The organism is Streptomyces celluloflavus (genome assembly GCA_000720995.1).
In the GTDB taxonomy this organism is placed as follows: Bacteria; Actinomycetota; Actinomycetes; order Streptomycetales; family Streptomycetaceae; genus Streptomyces; species Streptomyces celluloflavus.
Genome location: JOEL01000013.1, coordinates 241,062 through 258,910 on the forward strand (window position 1 = coordinate 241,062; position 17,849 = coordinate 258,910).

A 17,849-nucleotide genomic window follows, 5' to 3' on the forward strand; every position below is an offset into this window, starting at 1 on the left:
CATGGCGCGGGGGCCCGTCCCGGCTCAGGCGGCCGAGGGCTCGGTGGCCGGGTTCGGGTCCGCGTGGGTGTCGGCCGGCCGGAACTCCGGGGTGGGACGGCGGAAGCCGCGGGTCAGCCACAGGAGGCAGGCGAAACCGCAGACGAGCCAGCAGGCTCCGATGGCGAGGGCGACCGCGCTGAGCCGGGTCAGCAGGTAGACGGTGACGCAGGCACCCAATGCGGGGAGGACGACATGGCCCAGCACCCCGACGCGGCGGGTGCGCCGGTTGCGGACGAAGTACGCGATGACGCACACGTTGACGACGGTGAAGCCCAGCAGCGCGCCGAAGTTGATGAACGAGGTCGCGGTCTCGACGGAGAGGCCGAGGCCGACGACGCACATGGCCCCGGTCACCAGGAGGCAGCGGACGGGCGTCCCGGTCCGGGCATTGAGCGCGCCGAAGAACCGCTTGGGCAGCACTCCGTCCCGGCCCATGACGAACAGCAGGCGGCTGGAGCCGAGTTGGACGGCGAGTCCGGAGGCGAAGCCGCCGACGATGCCGGCCAGGTTGGTCCAGTCCGCGAAGAACACGCCGCCGACCTGGATGGACATGGTGTACCCGGCGACCTGCGGATCGCCGAACACGCCACCCGCGTGGACCAGTTGCATGAGGTAGGCGACGACCGCGAAGAGGACGCCGCCGATCGCGATGACGAGTACGACCGCGCGGGGAATGGTGCGCTCGGCGTCGAGGGTCTCCTCCGAGAGGGTGGTGACGGCGTCGAAGCCGAGATAGGAGTAGGCGGCGACGGCCGCGGCGGTGGAGACCCCGTCGAGGCTGGTGTGCGCGTTCCAGACCGGCGCCGTGTAGGACGTCGGCTGGTGGTGCCCCAGGTAGACCAGGCAGTAAGCGGCGAAGAGCAGCACGAGGAAGACGGCCAGGCCGGTAAGGACCCTGTTGACGCGGTCGGAGAGCACGACCCCGAAGATGTTGATGAGCGTGGTCAGGCCGGCGTTGATCAGCATCCACGCCCAGACGGGGACGGCCGGGAACTGGGCGTTGAGGTACACCGACTGCACCAGCCAGGCGACCATCGGCAGGAACAGGTAGTCGAGCAGGATGCTCCAGCCGACGAGGAAACCGATCGGGGAGCCGATCTGCTTGCGGGCGTAGACGTACGCCGACCCGGAAGCGGGATGGTGCCTGGCCATCTTGGCGTAGCTCAGCGCGGTGAGCAGAATCGCCCCGGTGGCCAGGACGAAGGCGGTCGGGGCGGTTCCCGCGCTGGCGGCGGCGATCACCTCGAAGATCACCATCACCAGGCTCGGCGACATATAGGCCAGCCCGAAGGTGACGACGGAGAGCAGGGAGAGCCTGGGCGCGAGGCCGGCCGGTTCCGCGGCGGTCATTGCGGGCCGTTCTCCCCGGCGGGACGGCAGAAGACGACCGGGCCGGCCGGGCGCAGGTCGTTCCGGGTCTCCGGCGAGATGGCCGGCCGCCACGTGGCCGGGTCGATGTGCCCGTTGTAGAGCGGGAGTTCCAGGGGGCTGTCGTCCGCCCGGAACTGGTCCCAGGGCCAGGAGTCGCCGCTCGTCCCGAACTTGCGGGTGGCCGCGACGCGGTCGAAGTCGATGACACCGAGCAGCGTGGTGTCCTCCATCCCGGCGGCGACGCGGATACCGCCTTCGGGGTCGACCAGCAGGCTGTGCCCCTGCGCGGTGGGGGCGGCTCCGTTCACGCTGGCCACCCAGATCTGGTTGACGATCGCGTTGGCCTGGTTCAACGGGATCTCCTGGGCGCGGCCCGACGTCGAGGTCTGCACGAGGTTGACGACGAGTTCGGCGCCCATCCACGCCAGATGCCGGGTGACCTCCGGGTACCACGCGTCATAGCAGATGGACAGGCCCACCCTGCCGGTGCCGGGCATGTCGAAGACGACGAACCGGCGGCCGGGGCACATCGGCTCGTACGGGCGCCAGGTGAAGATCTTCCGGTAGTCGGCGACCAACTCCCCCTGCGGGTTGTAGACCACGGCGGTGTTGTGGACCGCGCCGTCCGCGCCGCGTTCGAGCACGGTTCCGGGGATCAGCCAGATGCCGAGCTCCCGTGCCAGGCCGGCGAGCGCCATCCCCCGGGGGCCGTCGAGGGGTTCGGCGTAGGCGGTGTAGTACTCGCGCTCGCTCATCGTCTCCGCTCCGAGGGAGCAGAGGTGGAGCTCGGGGTAGATGACGAGTTCCGCGGCGTTGGGCGACTTCATCAGCGATCGCAGGCCCTGGGCGAAGTCCTCGAAGGACTGCGCGGAGGCTTGGACGAGGGCCAGCCGCAGGTGTCGGCTCATGGGGGCCGGTCTCCTTGCTCCTTGACGACGGTGGCACGGGAACAGGTGGGGCGTCGAGGTATCGACGCGGGGGTGCGGAGGCACCGGGCTGCACCGCCGCGGAGTTCACCCCCCGTTAATTAAACGAAATTTAGATAATGAATGAGGGCGGGTCAATGGGTGCCGCGGGAGAAGTCCGGACCGTGTGCCAGCATGAGAGCCATGCCCCGCCCGAAGAACCAGGCCGAACGCCGCGCCCACCTGATCAACGCCGCCACCCGGGCCGTGATCAAGCGCGGGTCCACCGGCACGAAACTGCGGGACATCGCCGAGGCCGCCGAGCTCACCCCCGCCTCGGTCCTCTACTACTATCCGGACGTCCAGGACCTGTACGCGGCGGTCCTCGAACGCGGCATCACGACCTACTGCGAGCACCGCGAGCAGGAGATCGCCGCCGTACAGGGCCCGGTGGAGCAGCTGCGCGCCTGCATCCGCTCCGGCGTCCCCTGGCCCGGCGAGGCGGAGCAGAACACCCGGCTGCTGTTCGAGCTCTTCCCGGTGGTCCTGCGCAACGAGGCGGCCGCCGAACAGGACCGGGTCTTCGTCGCGCGGCAGGCCGAGCTCTACCGCGACGTGCTCCAACGCGGCGCCGATGGCGGCGACTTCGCGCTGGCCGGCGCCGCCCCGGCGCTCGCCCGCTCCTTCGTCGCCCTGGAGGACGGCTATGCCATCGAGCTCATGATCGGCGCCGCCACCGCCGAGGAGATCGAAGCCCGGCTGCTCGCCCACGCCCGCCTTGTCACGGGCAATCCTGCTTTCACGCCGGGGAGCTGACGCTCTTTCAGCCAGTCCGGCGAGCGCTGGAGGGCAGGAGGGCTGGAGGGCTGGATTCGCAGAAGGGTGGCAGTGGGTGGGGTGGTCAGGACAACTGCGCCCGTTCCCCGTTCCCCATACCGCGCCCGTTCCCCGTTCCCCGTCGCGCATGCGGACGCCGGCGCCTCATCGCGCTGTCACGCCATGGGCGGAGGGCGGCAGCGACGGCGTGGTCCACGGCGCCTTCCGGAGGACCGGGCGGGCCTGGGCCCTGCCGTCACCTTCCCGTCTGCCCCGCGGTGCGACGACGGGAAGGTGACGACAGGCCCCAGCGGCTCACGCGGCTCGGAGTTCCTGGGCCGCGCCTTTCGACAGGCCGACGCGTACCAGGGCGGCCGCGAATCGGGCGTGGTCCTCCGGCTGCGTCAACCGCCCGAGGCCGTCCGGAGTGTGCGGCAGTCCCAGACTCTTCGCCGTCTCGCAGGCCCTCTCGTCGAAGAAGGGGCGCAGGTGTGGCCAGACGGCCTGGACCTCCCGGCAGAAGATGTTCGCGCCGACCGGGCCGATCCTGGGGACCTCCCGCAGCAGTTCCTGGAGCTTGCCGCGGTCGCCGCCGGATTCTTCGTGCATCCGCCGGAGGTCGCCGTGCCAGCGTTCGAGCACCAGGTCAGCCCCCTTTCCGAGAGCCGTGGCGGTGCTCTCGTCGTAGCGGACGTAATGGGCCCGGCCCAGCGCGTCCACCCGGTCCTGCCAGCCGGAGTCCGCCATCGCCCGTGACGTGCGGAAGCCCGCTGCGAACAGTTCCCGGGCCGCGTGCGTAGCCGTCTCCGCCTTGATCCGGATCGAGCACAGCGTCGTGAACACCAGCAGTTGGTACAGCGGCGCGGGTTTGTCCCGGAGCGCGATACCGGCTTCCTCGGCGTACGTCTGCCCGTGCGCGGACAGCAACTCGGCAACGATCTCGTCGGACTTCATGAGGGCTCACATCCTCCGGACGTGGTCGTCGTCGCTGACGGACCGCATCGCCGTGGCACCATCGAGGGGCCCGCCCTCCCCCGGCAACGGGCGGGCGATACCCCCGTGGAAAGCCCGCCGTCCGACGTGGGGCGGTGCCCGCACGGTGATCCCCCCTTCGCTCTTCCGAGACTCGCGAAATACGGAAGCGTGGCAGCAAGCGCTGGGCGCGCACGGCAGGAGGCAGCACACCGCGCGGCGGGCGCGGAGCGCTGATCGGCCCGGCACGGGCCGTTCCTTCAACGATAAATTCCGCCGACGGCATGTGCACCGCGGCCGTCGCGGAGAGCGGTGCTCGCAGGGACCGGTCAGGTCGCGCCCTGCACCACGGCGCGGGGACGCCGCATCGCCGTTCCGGGGGCAGTTGCCTGCCGGCGCGTTACGGGTTCCGGGCCGTCGGGAGACCGCGGGTGCGGCGCCGGACCGGCCGCGCGTCGCACCACCACACGGAGGCGGACGGGGCCGGATCGCGGCGGTCTACCCGTGATCGTCCGCACCGCCGGGCCGGGTGAAGCGGTCGAGGAGGCGGACGGCGATGTCGATGGCGCGGTCCGCTCGTGTGCGGTCCCCGGAGACGCGGTAGTGCTCCGACGACGGTGGGCGGCAACGCCGAGCGCACCCGTCACAGAGCCCGAAAGTGGGTGTGAATGTGGGGGTCCTCCGGGACTTCTCCGGGACTTTCGGCGGCAGCAACAGGCACACATCGCGTACCGCTGCGCGCTCCGGGCCGTCGCGGTCCATGCCGGGCGTCGCCCGGCGGTCAGAGGCTGGTGAGCAGGCCGTCGAGCGGGGCGGGTGTGCGGTCGGGGTCGAGGGCCTCGACGAGGACACGGCCGTAGTGGATCTTGCGGCCTTTCTTCGTGCCGAGGAAGCGCCGCAACTGCTGCTGTGAGGTGCGGTCCTGCTGTGCGGGCTGACGCAGGAAGGTCCGCAGGGCGCGCTGGTCGCCCTCCGCCCGGACGAGTTCCGCGACCCGTGTCACGCCCAGCGCGCGGATGAGCTCGTCCTCCAGATCCGCCGCGCAGACGAAGAACTCCGGCTGTGCCGTATCGGCCCGCTCCAAGGCGCGGGCGTAGTAGGGCCGCTCCGCCTCGTCGCACAGTCCCGTGAGGCGGAGGCCCAGGCCGGTCGGCCCGAGGAGACGGGCGAAGCGACCGACGCTCATCGCACCGCCCATCGACAGGACGCAGACGCCTTCGGCCGCCAGGTTCCGGCCACGGCTCGCGGCCAGCGCGTCGACCGCCGCGGCGTCGCTCAGTCCTTCGAGCAGGACGACGGCCCGGACGGGCAGCTGCACAGCCAGTTCGCGAGCGCAGTCGCCGGGACCACCGGCCGCCCACTCGGCGACCGCCTCCCCGAACGTCCGCATATCAGCCATGAGGCGGAGTCTCCCTCCTTCCCGGCCACCACACCAGGGAATTTCCGACGGCACGTCGATCGGCGGTGTGCTACCGGCCCGAGGCCCGAACACGGGCGTCCGGCACGGGATTTGCCCCAGTCGGCGCGCCAGGGAGACGACCGATTCCCCTGCCTCCAGTTCCTCGGAGGCGTGGACGCTCCGATTCGCATGGCACCAGTAGAAACGTTGTCGCCGCGGCAAGGTCAACCGGCGCCGTCATCGCCTGGCCGGTGAGTGCCACGGCGTCCATGACGTGCCCGGCGGGATCCTGCCGGGCACGTCATGGGGTGGGGCGGCGCAGTGCCCTCGGGAGGACGAACCACAGGCCGGTGAACATGGCGAAGGTGGCGGTCGTGACCGTGACGGCCGCGATGCGGCCGAGGACGACATCCATGAGCAGGAGAACGGCTCCGTTGAGCGCGAGGGCGAGGAAGACCAGGCCGACTTCGGCGAGCCGCGCGGACAGGGCGACGATCCGGACCTTGGCACCCCGGTGGAACAGGCCACGGTGCAGTGCGACCGGCGTCGCGAGCACCGCCGAGGAGACCACCGTGAGCAGCAACGTCACGACATACGTGGTGCGTTCGAAGGTGTCGAGGTGCGGAAACTGACTGGTGAAGGCCACGCCGAGGAGAAAGGCGAAGACGATCTGCACACCGGTCTGCACGACCCTCAGTTCCTGGAGGAGCTCGACCAGGTTGCGGTCGGCCCGCTCCGCAGGTGTCTCCCGGCTCAGCGGAAACCGACCGCCACCGCCCGGGGGGATATGAGACATGAGGCATATTTTGTTCTCCGCCGCCCGGTCAGATCACGCGACGCACCGCATCGCGTCTGAACGGGCCAAGCACTCCGCAGGGCGATCACAGCCCTTGTACGGACCGCCTCGGACGTCGCGCACGTCCCGCGTATCCCTGTACCCCTGGGCCCTGCTCATCCCGCATACATCCCACAGAATTCATGGCCTTCCGTCAGGAGTGGCGGGCGGGAGTTGGACTTCTACGGGACTTCGGGCGGAACTTCGGGCCGGGGCTCGGGTGGGCGGGCGAGTCCCGGCGTCACGTCGCCGCTTCCCGCTCCGCATCGTTTCGGGCGGCCTCCATGAATGCGGCGATGCCGTCGAGGAGGCGCTGCAAGCCGAAGGTGAAGAGGCCGTCGAGGTCGAAGTCGTACCCGGACTCGGTGAGCCGTCCGAGGGCCGGGAACCGGCCGGTGGCCAGGAGGGCCTGGAACGCGGGCTCCTGGGCGTCCATCCACTCCTCGCTGTCGAGGCCGGTGAGCGCCTCCGCCTCCCGCTCCATCTCGACGTTGAACGCCGTGCCGCGCACGTAGTTGAACAGAGTGAGGTGCACGGTGAAGGCGAGGGAGAAGTCCAGGCCGTGGCGCTCCAGGGCGGTGAGCACCCACTCGGTGAAGGGCAGCGCGCCGGCGACCGCCTGCGGCCGGGCCAGCGAGAGAGCCGGTGCGAGCCAGGGGTGGCGGCGGAACATGTCCCACAGCATCCGGGCGGCGAGGGTGAGCTGTTCCCGCCAGCCTTCCGGCGGGACGGCGGGGAACGTCCACCGGGAGAACGCCGCGTCCATCATCCGCATCAACAGGTCGTCCTTGTCCGCCACGTGCCGGTACAGCGACATGGTCGCCACCCCGAGATCCGCGGCGACGCGGCGCATGGAGACCGCGGCCAGTCCTTCCGCGTCGGCGACGGCGATGGCCGAGGTGACGATCCGTCCGAGGGTGAGTGCCTCGTCCGCGACGGGCTGGCGGCGGGCGGGTGACGCGGGAGCGGGTGACGCGTCCGGACGTCCGGCGGCCGGGGGCCGGCCGGTGCGCGCCGGCTTGCTTCTGGCTTCGACGACCGTCCCGACACCCCGGACCGCGCGGACCAGACCTTCCTGCCGGAGCTCGGCGAGCACTCTGGTCGCGGTCGCCATCGCGACCCCCCACTGCCGGGTGATCTCACGGGTTGACGGCACCCGATCGCCCGGCGCCAGCTCGCCCGCCTCGATCCGCTGCCGCAGTTCGGCGACGATCCGGCCTGAGCGAGGCGCCTCCTGTCGGTTCACCGATACCCCTCCGCACTAGTGCACCCGATCGCCGCCACCCTAACCGCCCCCGACGTTCCGGTTGCCGCGGCCGTACCTGCCTCCGCGCCGGGGAGACACCTCCCCCGCGCACCGGATGGCGGGAGCAACCCGCCCCTTCAGCCCTGGTGCACCAGTGCACCAGGCGGCCCAGATCTCGCCTAATCTCCTTGTTCAGCGCAGTTTTGGGGGTTGCTGCGACGCGCGCGTACGCCGTACATTCGGCGCCATGGGGAACACCGACATACTCATCTCCGGCGCCGGTATCGGCGGACCCGCGCTGGCCTACTGGCTGCGCGCGGCAGGCTTCACCGTGACGGTCGTCGAGCGGGCGCCCGCGCCCCGGCCCGGCGGCCAGACCGTGGATCTGCGCGGCGCCGGCCGCACCGTGATCACGCGGATGGGCCTGATGGACCGTGCGCGGGCGCTCTGTGTCGACCAGCGGGGCCTCGCCTACGTCAACGCCCCCGGGCGGATCACCGCCCGGATGCCGGCGGACAGCTTTGGCGGCGAGGGAATCATCTCCGAGATCGAGATCCTCCGCGGTGACCTGGGCCGCCTGCTGTACGACGCCACCCTGCCGGACACGGAGTACCTGTTCGACGACACCATTACCGGGCTCGACCAGGACGACGACGGAGTCACCGTCACCTTCGAGCGGGCCGGGCCGCGTCGCTTCGGGCTGGTCGTCGGGGCGGACGGGCTGCACTCAGCGGTGCGCGCGGCGGCCTTCGGCCCGGAGGCGCACCACATCCGGCCGCTGGACCTCTACACCGCATGGTTCACCGTCACCGAGGAGATGGACCTCGACGGCTGGTACCAGATGTACAGCGCACCCGGCGGGCGCGTCGCCTCGGCCCGGCCGGGCCGCCTGCCCGGCGAGGTCAAGGCCGGTCTCAGCTTCCGGTCCCCGCCGCTCGCCTACGACCGCCGCGACATCGCCGCCCAGCGCGAGCTGGTGGCCGGGCGCTTCTCCGGCGCCGGCTGGGAGGTCCCGCGCCTGCTGCGGGGGATGCGTACGGCGTCCGACTTCTGCTTCGGCTCCGTGGGCCAGGTACACCTCGACAGCTGGTCGCGCGGCCGGGTGGCGCTGCTCGGCGACGCCGGTTACTGCCCGACGCCGCTGACCGGTCTGGGGACCAGCCTCGCCCTGGTCGGCGCCTATGTGCTGGCCGGTGAACTCGCCGCCGCCGACGGCGACCACCACATCGCCTTCCGGAACTACGACCGCATCATGCGTCCGTACGTCCGCCAGGCCCAGGAGCTGCCGCCCGGCGGCGCCTCGGGGTACGCACCCGCCGGCGCGCTCGCCATCCGGTTGCGGGACCTCTCGATGCGCGCGATGAACCACTGGCCGGTACGGAACCTGCTCGCCGCGCAGTTCGCCAAGGCCGGGAACATCGCCCTGCCCGACTACGGCCGCGCGGCGGTGCGGGAACCCAGGGGCGCCGCCTGACGGCGTATGCGGACCTGAGTCGGTAATACGGGGGACGGGGCCGCGTCGCAGCCCCGTCCCCCGTCCCCCGGTCCCCGGCCGTCGCTCAGCCCAGGCGGGTGAGCTTCGCGGTGAACGATGGCTCGACGAGGTTCTGCTGGAGTGCCACCGGTACCTTTACCTCGCCCTGGCCGCTGCCCGCCGTCAGCAGGCCGACCTCCGTACCGGCCTTGGCCGCGTGCGGGAGCTTCTTTCCGCCGTCGGTGAGTTTCAGTTGCACGGCGGCGGCGGGCCAGCCGACGACCGCCATGTCCGCGGTCGCCACGACCGGCGTCCGGCCGCCGAGTCCGTCGTCGATCGCGCCGACGACCTGGCCCTTCTTGACCACCGTCCGCTCCGTCAGTTCCTTGCCCGCCGCCAGGATGAGCTGCTTGCTGTGCTCGGTGGCGGTCTCGATGATGTTGGGCTTGTGCTGTCCGAAGACCGCGCCGACGATCAGCTGCGTGGTCGTGCCCACCTTCTTCTCGGCGGCGAAGAGCAGATTGCCGCCCGCCTTGGTGGTGGAGCCGGTCTTGATGCCCACCACACCGAACATCGGCACGAGCTTGTTGAAGTTGTACTGCGTCCGCGTGGTGGGGTCACCGGGACTGCCGGTGCCCGATGTCGTGGTGGCGGTGTAGTTCGTCATCTTCGCGATCTCGCGGAACACCTCGTCCGCCATCGCCTTCTTCGCCAGTTTCACCTGGTCCTCGGCGGTGCTGACCGTGGTCTCCTTGAGCCCGCTCGCGTCGGTGTACGTCGTGTTCGTCATCCCGAGCTCCTTCGCGGTCGCGTTCATCTTCTCGATGAACGCCTCCTCGGAACCGGCGTCCCAGCGGGCGAGCAGCCGGGCGACGTTGTTCGCGGACGGCAGCATGACGGCCTCCAGGGCTTCGCGCTGGGAGATCTGCTGCCCCTTCTTGACCTCGACGACCGACTCCTTCTCCTTGCGGCCCTGCGTGTAGTCGTCCTCGGCCTTCTGGTCGACGGGGAGGGACGGGCCCTTCGCCCCCTTCTCCAGCGGGTGGCCCTTCAGCACGAGGTACGTGGTCATCACCTTCGCGACGCTGCCGATCGGCAGCGGCTTCATCTCGCCGAACGCGCCCATCCGGCCGAGACCGTTGACGTCGACGACCGCCTGCCCCTCCGTCGGCCACGGGAGCGACGGCCCGGCCCCGTCGAACGTGTGCGTCTCCTGCGCGGTGAGCACCGTCTTCGGGTCGGGCAGCGGCCGCACCGCCTGGACGACTACGAGGCCGACCACGAGCAGCGCCGCCAGCGAGCCCCATATCTTCACCCGCCGGGCGGCCGTACGCATCGGAGTCTCGGGCGGCGCCGGGGTGTTGGTCAGCTGCGCCAGGAGGTCCAGCGGCGGCTGGGTGTCCGGCTGCGGGCGGGCGGCGTCCGGGACCCCGGCCGCCGGGCCGGCAGGCCGGTCGGCGAAGGGCGCGGCCGGCGGTCCGGCGAGGGCGGGGCCGCCGGCCGCGGTGCGGTTTCCCGCCTCCGGTGCCTGCGTGTCCACCGCTCGCCAGGCGGGCCCGGTGTCCGCTTGCCGGGCCACCGGTGCGCCGCCGCCCGCTCCCCCGGCCGGTCCGTCCCCGGCGGACGGAGCGGCGGCGCCGCTACCGGGGGCGGCCGGCGGACGGGGCCCGGCCTGGCCCGGCGGCATCGGCTGCGGAGGCTTGGGCGGCGCCACCGGCTGCGGGGGCTTGAGCGGCGACATCGGCTGCGGGGGCTTGAGCGGTCGTGGGTCCGTCGACTTCAGCGCCACGAACCGGCTGGTCCGCTCCGCGTCCGGCGCGTCGTCCGCCTGCGCGGCCGGGCGCTTCGGTACGCGGACGGGCAGCGCCGACGGCCTGGGCTCGGCACCGGTGCGGGCGGCCGTCCCTGCGTCGGCCCGTACCGCGCCGGTAGCCCGTACCGCCCCGTCTGCACCGTTGGCATCGTCGCCACCGTCGGATTCCGCGCGCCCGGCGTCGGCCGCGCCCTCCGGGGTCACGGAGCCCGTGCGGGTCTCGGAACCCGTACGGGTCACGGAACCCGTACGGGCCTCGGAGCCCGTGCGGGCCTCGGTGGCTTTTCCGGTCTCGGTGGCCTTGCCGGTCTCGGTGGCCCGGCCCGGCTGAGTGGCCTGGCCTGGCTGGGTGACCCGGCCCGGCTCGGCGGCCTTGCCCGGCTGGGTGGCCTGGCCGGACCCGGCGACCTGGCCAGGCCCGGCGACCTTTCCGGGGTCCCCGGCCTCCCCGTTCTCGCCAGCCTCGCCGTGCGTGCCGATCGTCCCGGTCCCAGCGGCCTTGCCGACCGCACCGACCACGCTGTTCGTACCGTTCGTACCGTTCGCGTCGGCCTTGCCGGTCCCGTCGCCCGCGCCCGCCTTACCGTCCCTGCTGTCCCTGCTGTCCTCGTCGGCCGCGCCCTTCTCGGTCCCGCGGCCCGTCACGGCCTCGCCGCGCGTCACGGCCTGACCGCTCGCCGCAGCCCTGTCTCCGGACGTTCTGTTCCTCGGCGTGAACGCCCAGGAGGGGGCAGCCTTCCCGGCGTCATGACCCGTCGACTCACGACCCGCCGGGTCGCGACCAGCGGGGTCGTTGTCCGCCGGCTCGCGACCCGCGGACCCGCGCTCCGCGGAGTCCTTGTCCGCCGGACCGTGGTCCGCGGAGCCGTGCGGCGCCACCGGGGGGAGGTCGTCACGTCGCCGAGGGGCTTGGTCCCCCGTCAACTCCCCTGACGACTGCTGCTCTTCCGGTCTGCCAGGGGATGCGCCCGCCACCGTGTCTCCTTCGTCCCTTGCCCTGTGCCTGGTCGGTGTCCGCCACTCCGCAGAAGAAGTGGATCACCGAGCTGCTAGACGGGTCGAAACACGTGATGGTTCCGGGAGAGAACACGCCGTATGTAATGAATTGACTACCACTGTGGCGCAGGTGTCCGGTGACACCGTGTGGGGCCCGGCTCGATCGACCGGACGGCGGTTGCCGGGAGCCCCGGGGCGGGGCCTGCCGCGCGGCCGCGCCCCTGGTTTTCCGGGGGCGCGGCCGCGCGGCGGACCGTTGTCGGAGGTCAGCCCAGGGAGAGGGATTTGAAGGCGCGGGCCTGGTCGGTGATGGCGCGCTCGGTGGGCAGGCGTTCCATGGAGGAGGCGCCGAAGAAGCCGGCGATACCGGAGGTGTGCTCCAGGATGTAGCGGGCGTCCGCCGGTTCGGCGATCGGGCCGCCGTGGCAGAGCACGATGATGTCCGGGTTGACCCGCTTGGCGGCGTCGTGCATCTCCTGCACGGCGGTGGCCGCCTGATCGAGGGTGAGGGCGGTGGCGGCGCCGATGGCGCCCTTGGTGGTGAGCCCGACATGCGGTACGAGGACGTCCGCGCCGGCCCGTGCCATCTCGGCGGCCTGGTCGGGATCGAAGACGTAGGGGGCGGTGAGCAGATCGCGCTCATGGGCCTGGCGGATCATGTCGATCTCCAGGCCGAAGCCCATACCGGTCTCCTCCAGGTTCGCGCGGAACGTGCCGTCGTACAGTCCGACGGTGGGGAAGTTCTGTACGCCGGTGAACCCGACGGCCTTCAGCTGGTCGAGGAAGTTGCCCATGATCCGGAAGGGGTCGGTGCCGCACACTCCGGCGAGTACCGGCACGTCCCGTACGACGGGCAGGACCTCGCCCGCCATGTCCAGCACGATGGCGTTGGCGTCGCCGTAGGGCAGCAGGCCCGCCAGCGAACCCCGGCCGGCCATCCGGTACCGGCCGGAGTTGTAGATGATCAGCAGGTCGACGCCGCCGGCCTCCGCGCACTTGGCGGACAGGCCGGTGCCGGCGCCGGCGCCGATGACGGCGTGGCCGGCGCCGACCTGGTCGGTCAGGCGGGCCAGGGCTTCATTGCGGTTCACGAGTGGCTCCTGTTCGGTCGGTACGGGTTCAGGCGTGCGTGGTCGTGCGGTCGTTCGGTCGGTACGGGTTCAGGCGTGCGCGGACGCGCGGTCGTGCGCGGTGATCAGCCGGTGGAGGTGGTCGGCGGCGGCGACGGCGAAGGCCGGGTCGTTGAGGTGCGCGTCGATCTCGTGCAGGGTGACGGCGCTGTCCGCCAGGGCCGCGCGGAGCGCCACGAGACCGGCCCGGTCGGCGGCCGGGTCGTGGAAGGAGCCGTCCGGTGCGTCCACGGCGGAGACGCCGCGCAGCGGCCAGAAGACCGCCGCCGGGCCACGCGCCGCGGCCAGCTTGTGCCCGAGGGTGGTGCCGAGCGCCGCCATCTCCTCGGCCGTGGTGCGCATCAGGGTGACGGTGGGGTTGTGGACGAGCAGCCGGCGTTCGGCGAAGCGCTCCGGGACGGTCTCCGCGGGGCCGAAGTTGACCATGTCCAGCGCGCCCGGGGCGATCACCTGGGGGATGCCCGCCCGGCCCGCCGCGGTGAGCCGGTCGGGCCCGGCGCTCAGCACACCGCCGACCAGTTCGTCCGCGAGTTCGGTGGTGGTCAGGTCCAGGACGCCGGCGAGGAACCCGCCGGCGGCGAGCTTCTCCAGGGCCCGGCCGCCCGCACCGGTGGCGTGGAAGACCAGGACCTCGTAGCCGAGCTCGTCCAGGCGCCGGCGGGCGGCGTCGACCGCTTCCGTGGTGACGCCGAACATGCTGGCGCCGATCAGCTTGCGGCCCTGCGGCTGCGGATGGTTCAGGCTCCGCTCGTGGTGGGCGGCCATCCCGGCGGCCGCGGCCACCGCGTTCCCCAGGATCCGGGAGGACACGGAGTTGATGCCCGCGACGTCGACGACGCTGTACATCATGGTGAGGTCGCTGCTGCCCACGTACGGCGCCACGTCCCCGCTCGCCATGGTGGAGACCAGCAGCTTCGGTACGCCGACGGGCAGGGCCTGCATGGCACGGGCGGCGATGAACGAGCCGCCGCTGCCGGCCACCGCCAGCACCGCGTGCAGCCGCCCCTGCCGGTACAGGTCGGCGACGACCCGCTCGACGCCCTCGGCCATCGCCGCCACGGCCGCGCCGCGGTCGCCGCCCGCCCGCAGTGCCGCCAGGTCGTGCTCGGCGCGGCGTGCCACGGCGGCGGCGTCGATGTCACCGGCGGGCGCGCCGGCCGGCGGCGGCAGCACACCGGCGTCGACGGTCACGACCTCGCAGCCGGCGGCGCGCAGCCGCGTCGCGAGCCACGCGTACTCCGCTCCCTTTGTGTCCAGTGTCCCGACCAGCACCACGGTCGCCATGTCCTTGCTCCTTTGAACGGACGGTGCTCCTGATCCTGCGTCCGGCGCCGGCGGGCGGCAAAGACCACTTGGGGGCAATTGGCCTGCGGGGCGCCGGCCGGCCCGGCGCCCGTCCGGGCGGGTGGGGCGCGGCGGGGGATCATGGGGGCATGGACCGGATACCGCCCACCCGTCTGTCGCGTCTGCTGACCGGGTGGTCCAAGGGCGGCACCGAGGCGCTGCCGCGGCTGCTGGCGGACGCGCTGCGCGAGCTGGCGGAGCGCGGCGACGTGGCCCCCGGCACGGTGCTGCCCTCGCAACGCGCCCTCGCGGCGGCGATCGGCGTCAGCCGCAGTACGGTGACGGCCGCGTTCGGGCTGCTGGAGGCCGAGGGGTGGCTGGAGAGCCGGCAGGGCAGCGGGTCCCGGCTGCGGGGGTCCGGGGCGGTGGGCGAACCCGCGACCGAGGGGCGGCTGGCCAGTTTCGGGACCCGGGACGGTGGCATCGACCTGTCCAGCGGCGCGCTGGACGGGCTGCCCGCGGTCGCGGCGGCGGTCGGCGCCCTGTCCACCCGGGACCTCACGGCCGCGCTGGCCGGCGACGGCTACTTTCCGTACGGGCTGCCGGAGCTGCGTGCGGGGATCGCTCAGTATCACCGGTCCGCGGGCCTGCCGACGTCACCGGAGCAGATCCTGGTCACCGCCGGGTCCCAGCAGGCCGTCTGGCTGATCACCCAGGGGCTGGTAGAGCCGGGTGACACGGTGATCGTCGAGGATCCGACCTACCGCGGCGCCCTCGAAGCGCTGCGGGCCCGCGGTGCCCGGCTGGTCCCGCTGCCGGCGGACGCCGCCCCCGGCGAGGGCCCCGCCGCGCTGGCACGGCTGGCCGGTCATGTCCGCCCGCGCCTGGTCTATCTGCAGCCGTCCGTCCACAACCCCACCGGCCGCGGGATGGGCGAGCCCGCCCGCCGGGCCTGGGCCGCCGCCTTGGCCGAGCACGGTCTGTACACGGTGGAGGACAACGCCTACGCGGAACTGTCCCTGCGCGACGATGCCGCGCCCGTCTCCCTCGCGCCGCGGCTGCCACCGGCCGCCACCGCCACCGTCGGCACCCTGTCCAAGCTCTTCTGGGGCGGTCTGCGGCTGGGCTGGATACGCGCCTCCACCACCGTCATCCGCCGCTTGGCCGACATCAAGAAGTCCGTCGATCTGTCCTGCCCGGTGGTGGACCAGATGCTGGCGGTGCAACTGCTCCGGCAGCTGCCCGAGGCGCGCGCCCGGCGCCGCGCCCAGCTGCGCGAGCGCCTCGCGGAGACCGAGCGGCTCCTCGCCGACCGGGCGCCCCGCTGGCGGTGGGAGCGCCCCGCGGGAGGCTCCGCCCTCTGGGTGGAGATCCCCGGTGCCGACGCCGAGGCCACCGCTCAGCTCGCCCGCCGCGCGGGGGTACTGATCGTCCCCGGCCCGGCCTTCTCCGCCGTCGACGGTTTCCGCCACCATCTGCGGCTCCCGTTCGCCGACCGCGACGGGGGCCTGGAGCGGGCCCTGCCCGTCCTCGTCGACTGCGCGGAGCGGAGCCGCCCCCCGCACTGAGGGCGCGGGGGGGCGGCCAGGAGCGGGGATTTACAGCTCGGTCCAGGTGAACGCCACGCTGTCGCCGTCGGCTATCCGGAACTGGCAGCCGCCCACCGGTGTGGCGACGCCGTTGACGGCGATGTTCCAGTACGCCTCGGAGCCGCCCGTATGCCCGGCGATGGACGCCACGAGGTAGTCGTTGAAGGACGCGTACCAGGTGCCGTCCCAGGTGAAGCCGGCCGCGTGGGCGGCGTCGTCCAGGGCGGCGGTCGGGGTCGCACCGGGCGAGGGGTTCGCGCCGTTGTTGGTGCCGTCGCAGATGTGCGTGCCGCCGGAGGCGGTGGTGACGGTGTGACCGGTCGTCTTGAGGTCGGCGTTGTAGAGGACCGAGCCGGGGCCGGTCACGGTCAGGTGCACCGTGACCGGCGCGGCCGCGGCCGGGGCGGCCTGGGCGGTGGCCGCCGGTGCCCAGGCGGTGAGGGCGAGGCCGAGGGCCGCCGCGGTGACGAGGATGCGGTGCCGCAGGTTTCCGAACATGTGAAGCCGTCCTTGTCCTTCGGGTGGGGTGGGGATGGGGCGGGTGGTGGTACGGGGGTCAGGCGGTGCGGCGGCGCCGTACGGCGAGCACGGTCACCGCGCCCGCGACGGTGAGCGCGGCGGCGGCGCCGGCCAGGGACAGCGCCGGGGTTCCGGTGGCGGCGAGGCCGCCGCTGCCGCCGGTGGTGGTCTGCGCGGGGCCGCCGCCTGACGGGCCGGAGCCGCCGGAGTCGGCGCCTCCGGAGTCGGTGCCGGGGCCGGCGGGGGGTGTGCTGCCGGTGGTGGGGGTGGGGCCGGTGCTCGGTTCCGTCCCCGTCCCGCCGCCGGTGGAGCCGCCGGTGGCGGGGCCGCCCGTCGCGCCGCCGGAGTGGGTTCCGCCGTGGGTGGCGCCCCCGTCCGTACCGCCGGTGCCGGGGTCGCCCGTGCCGCCGGTGGTGGTGCCCGGGGAGCAGTCGACGGGCTCCAGACCGTCCGCGGCGTTCCGGCCGTCGATCCGGTCGAGGGACTTCCCGGCGAGGGCGGGGACCGCCTGCGCGGTGGCGCGCAGGGCGCTGCCGTCGGCCTTCGGTTCCTGGTAGCCGACGGCGCCGCGGTCCGCCTCGGCGCCGTCGCAGCGCACCTGGCGCGAGATCAGCCAGGCCAGGCCCTTGGCCGCGGTCGCGGTACGGCCGCCCGCCGTGAGGGCCTGGACGTCCAGAGCCGTCGTGTTGGTGTTGCCGGGTGCGGTGCCGAAACCGTTGTCGGAGAAGCCGCCGTCCGCGTTCTGGTGCTTCTCCAGCCAGTCCAGGCCGGGGGCGGCGTCGGCCGGGCGGCCGGCGCCGAGCAGGGCCTGGACGGCGAGACCGGTGCTGTCGGTGTGGGAGGAGCATTTGGCGGGGTCGGCGCGGAACGTCAGGGGGTAGCCGCCGTCCGCGCAGCGGGAGCGGGCGAGGAAGTCGACGGCGGCGGACGGCAGTTTGCCGGTGCGCTGGAGGGCGAGGACGGCGAGCGACTGGGTGAACTGGTTCGACATGTCGCCGGTCGGCAGGTCGTCGGTGAAGCGGCCGCTGTCCTGGAGCCGGCCCAGCAGGGTGGCTACCAGGTCGTGTCCGCCGAAGTCCGTGGGGTCGCGGTGCTCGACGGCGGCGACGAGCGCGAGTTTGGCGGCGCCCCCGGCGAAGACCTTCCCGGGGGTACCGCGGTCGACGTAGTCGCCGGTGTGGGCCGCCAGCCAGTCCGTCGCCTTGGCGGCGACGCGGCCGCCGGTCCCGGTGGAGGCGAGGGCCAGGACGATATCGGCGGTCAGCCCCTGGTCGCCGGAGGCGTTGCTGCCGTCCTTGAGCTGGGCGGCCGCCCAGGTGGCGGCGGAGTTCGCGGGCGATGTCAGGGCCGGGGGCGGTGCGTCGGCCGCCGCCGCGGTGGGGCTCAGCACGGCGGCGGCCAGCGCGAGCGCGGCCAGGGCGGCGGCCGGTCTGCCGCGTCGGGCGGTCGGGGACATGA

At 72.9% G+C, this 17,849-nt stretch carries 14 protein-coding genes; 3 read left to right on the plus strand and 11 right to left on the minus strand.

The window, feature by feature from the left end; genetic code table 11:
• Positions 1 to 24: 24 nt before the first annotated feature.
• Positions 25 to 1,392, minus strand: coding sequence for an APC family permease (locus tag IH09_RS15105; protein WP_052856744.1), 1,368 nt, complete (start codon positions 1,390 to 1,392; stop codon positions 25 to 27).
• The gene (locus IH09_RS15110; RefSeq protein WP_052856745.1) at positions 1,389 to 2,321 is read right to left on the minus strand and encodes a carbon-nitrogen hydrolase family protein; all 933 of its coding nucleotides are present in this window, start codon (positions 2,319 to 2,321) and stop codon (positions 1,389 to 1,391) included. The genes IH09_RS15105 and IH09_RS15110 overlap by 4 nt, the downstream gene beginning before the upstream one ends.
• Positions 2,322 to 2,522: 201 nt before the next feature.
• Here IH09_RS15110 and IH09_RS15115 point away from each other — a divergent pair, with 201 nt between their 5' ends.
• Positions 2,523 to 3,134, plus strand: a complete 612-nt coding sequence (locus IH09_RS15115) for a TetR/AcrR family transcriptional regulator (protein WP_052856746.1) — start codon at positions 2,523 to 2,525, stop codon at positions 3,132 to 3,134.
• 315 nt (positions 3,135 to 3,449) lie between these two features.
• On the opposite strand, the gene IH09_RS15120 is transcribed toward IH09_RS15115, so the two are convergent.
• From IH09_RS15120 to IH09_RS15135, 4 genes are all read right to left on the minus strand, one after another.
• Positions 3,450 to 4,088, minus strand: coding sequence for a hypothetical protein (locus IH09_RS15120; RefSeq protein WP_052856747.1), 639 nt, complete (start codon positions 4,086 to 4,088; stop codon positions 3,450 to 3,452).
• A gap of 799 nt (positions 4,089 to 4,887) precedes the next feature.
• Positions 4,888 to 5,505 carry a TOPRIM nucleotidyl transferase/hydrolase domain-containing protein gene (locus IH09_RS15125; RefSeq protein ID WP_052856748.1) on the minus strand — a complete coding sequence of 206 codons (618 nt, stop codon included), beginning with the start codon at positions 5,503 to 5,505 and terminating at the stop codon, positions 4,888 to 4,890.
• Positions 5,506 to 5,806: 301 nt separating this feature from the next.
• A complete protein-coding gene (locus IH09_RS15130; protein WP_052856749.1) occupies positions 5,807 to 6,301 on the minus strand; it encodes a DUF6328 family protein in 495 nt (164 codons plus the stop codon).
• Between the two features lie 280 nt (positions 6,302 to 6,581).
• Entirely contained in the window at positions 6,582 to 7,586 is a 1,005-nt protein-coding gene (locus IH09_RS15135; RefSeq protein WP_052856750.1) for a TetR/AcrR family transcriptional regulator C-terminal domain-containing protein, read from the minus strand.
• 247 nt (positions 7,587 to 7,833) lie between these two features.
• Between IH09_RS15135 and IH09_RS15140 the strand changes: the two genes are divergently transcribed.
• Positions 7,834 to 9,060, plus strand: coding sequence for an FAD-dependent monooxygenase (locus IH09_RS15140; RefSeq protein ID WP_052856751.1), 1,227 nt, complete (start codon positions 7,834 to 7,836; stop codon positions 9,058 to 9,060).
• A gap of 85 nt (positions 9,061 to 9,145) precedes the next feature.
• Here IH09_RS15140 and IH09_RS15145 read toward each other — a convergent pair whose 3' ends face one another.
• The 3 genes from IH09_RS15145 to IH09_RS15155 form a co-directional block, all read right to left on the minus strand.
• The gene (locus tag IH09_RS15145; protein ID WP_318279459.1) at positions 9,146 to 11,518 is read right to left on the minus strand and encodes a D-alanyl-D-alanine carboxypeptidase; all 2,373 of its coding nucleotides are present in this window, start codon (positions 11,516 to 11,518) and stop codon (positions 9,146 to 9,148) included.
• Between the two features lie 617 nt (positions 11,519 to 12,135).
• A complete protein-coding gene (locus IH09_RS15150; protein ID WP_052856752.1) occupies positions 12,136 to 12,960 on the minus strand; it encodes a phosphoenolpyruvate hydrolase family protein in 825 nt (274 codons plus the stop codon).
• Between the two features lie 69 nt (positions 12,961 to 13,029).
• Positions 13,030 to 14,283 carry a Tm-1-like ATP-binding domain-containing protein gene (locus IH09_RS15155; RefSeq protein ID WP_052856753.1) on the minus strand — a complete coding sequence of 418 codons (1,254 nt, stop codon included), beginning with the start codon at positions 14,281 to 14,283 and terminating at the stop codon, positions 13,030 to 13,032.
• 149 nt (positions 14,284 to 14,432) lie between these two features.
• Between IH09_RS15155 and IH09_RS15160 the strand changes: the two genes are divergently transcribed.
• A complete protein-coding gene (locus tag IH09_RS15160; protein ID WP_052856754.1) occupies positions 14,433 to 15,851 on the plus strand; it encodes an aminotransferase-like domain-containing protein in 1,419 nt (472 codons plus the stop codon).
• Positions 15,852 to 15,881: 30 nt separating this feature from the next.
• Here IH09_RS15160 and IH09_RS15165 read toward each other — a convergent pair whose 3' ends face one another.
• Positions 15,882 to 16,370, minus strand: a complete 489-nt coding sequence (locus IH09_RS15165; protein WP_052856755.1) for a DUF4430 domain-containing protein — start codon at positions 16,368 to 16,370, stop codon at positions 15,882 to 15,884.
• 58 nt (positions 16,371 to 16,428) lie between these two features.
• On the minus strand, positions 16,429 to 17,847 hold the full coding sequence (locus IH09_RS15170; RefSeq protein ID WP_052856756.1) for a prenyltransferase/squalene oxidase repeat-containing protein: 1,419 nt from the start codon (positions 17,845 to 17,847) through the stop codon (positions 16,429 to 16,431).
• Positions 17,848 to 17,849: the final 2 nt, after the last annotated feature.

What these genes read in the sequence shown, in the direction of transcription:
- IH09_RS15140 (WP_052856751.1), top strand. Translation starts at nt 7,834, where the DNA reads ATGGGGAACACCGACATACTCATCTCCGGCGCCGGTATCGGCGGACCC.
- IH09_RS15115 (WP_052856746.1), top strand. Translation starts at nt 2,523, where the DNA reads ATGCCCCGCCCGAAGAACCAGGCCGAACGCCGCGCCCACCTGATCAAC.
- IH09_RS15165 (WP_052856755.1), bottom strand. Translation starts at nt 16,370, where the DNA reads ATGTTCGGAAACCTGCGGCACCGCATCCTCGTCACCGCGGCGGCCCTC.
- IH09_RS15170 (WP_052856756.1), bottom strand. Translation starts at nt 17,847, where the DNA reads ATGTCCCCGACCGCCCGACGCGGCAGACCGGCCGCCGCCCTGGCCGCG.
- IH09_RS15125 (WP_052856748.1), bottom strand. Translation starts at nt 5,505, where the DNA reads ATGGCTGATATGCGGACGTTCGGGGAGGCGGTCGCCGAGTGGGCGGCC.
- IH09_RS15120 (WP_052856747.1), bottom strand. Translation starts at nt 4,088, where the DNA reads ATGAAGTCCGACGAGATCGTTGCCGAGTTGCTGTCCGCGCACGGGCAG.
- IH09_RS15105 (WP_052856744.1), bottom strand. Translation starts at nt 1,392, where the DNA reads ATGACCGCCGCGGAACCGGCCGGCCTCGCGCCCAGGCTCTCCCTGCTC.
- IH09_RS15160 (WP_052856754.1), top strand. Translation starts at nt 14,433, where the DNA reads ATGGACCGGATACCGCCCACCCGTCTGTCGCGTCTGCTGACCGGGTGG.
- IH09_RS15155 (WP_052856753.1), bottom strand. Translation starts at nt 14,283, where the DNA reads ATGGCGACCGTGGTGCTGGTCGGGACACTGGACACAAAGGGAGCGGAG.
- IH09_RS15130 (WP_052856749.1), bottom strand. Translation starts at nt 6,301, where the DNA reads ATGTCTCATATCCCCCCGGGCGGTGGCGGTCGGTTTCCGCTGAGCCGG.
- IH09_RS15110 (WP_052856745.1), bottom strand. Translation starts at nt 2,321, where the DNA reads ATGAGCCGACACCTGCGGCTGGCCCTCGTCCAAGCCTCCGCGCAGTCC.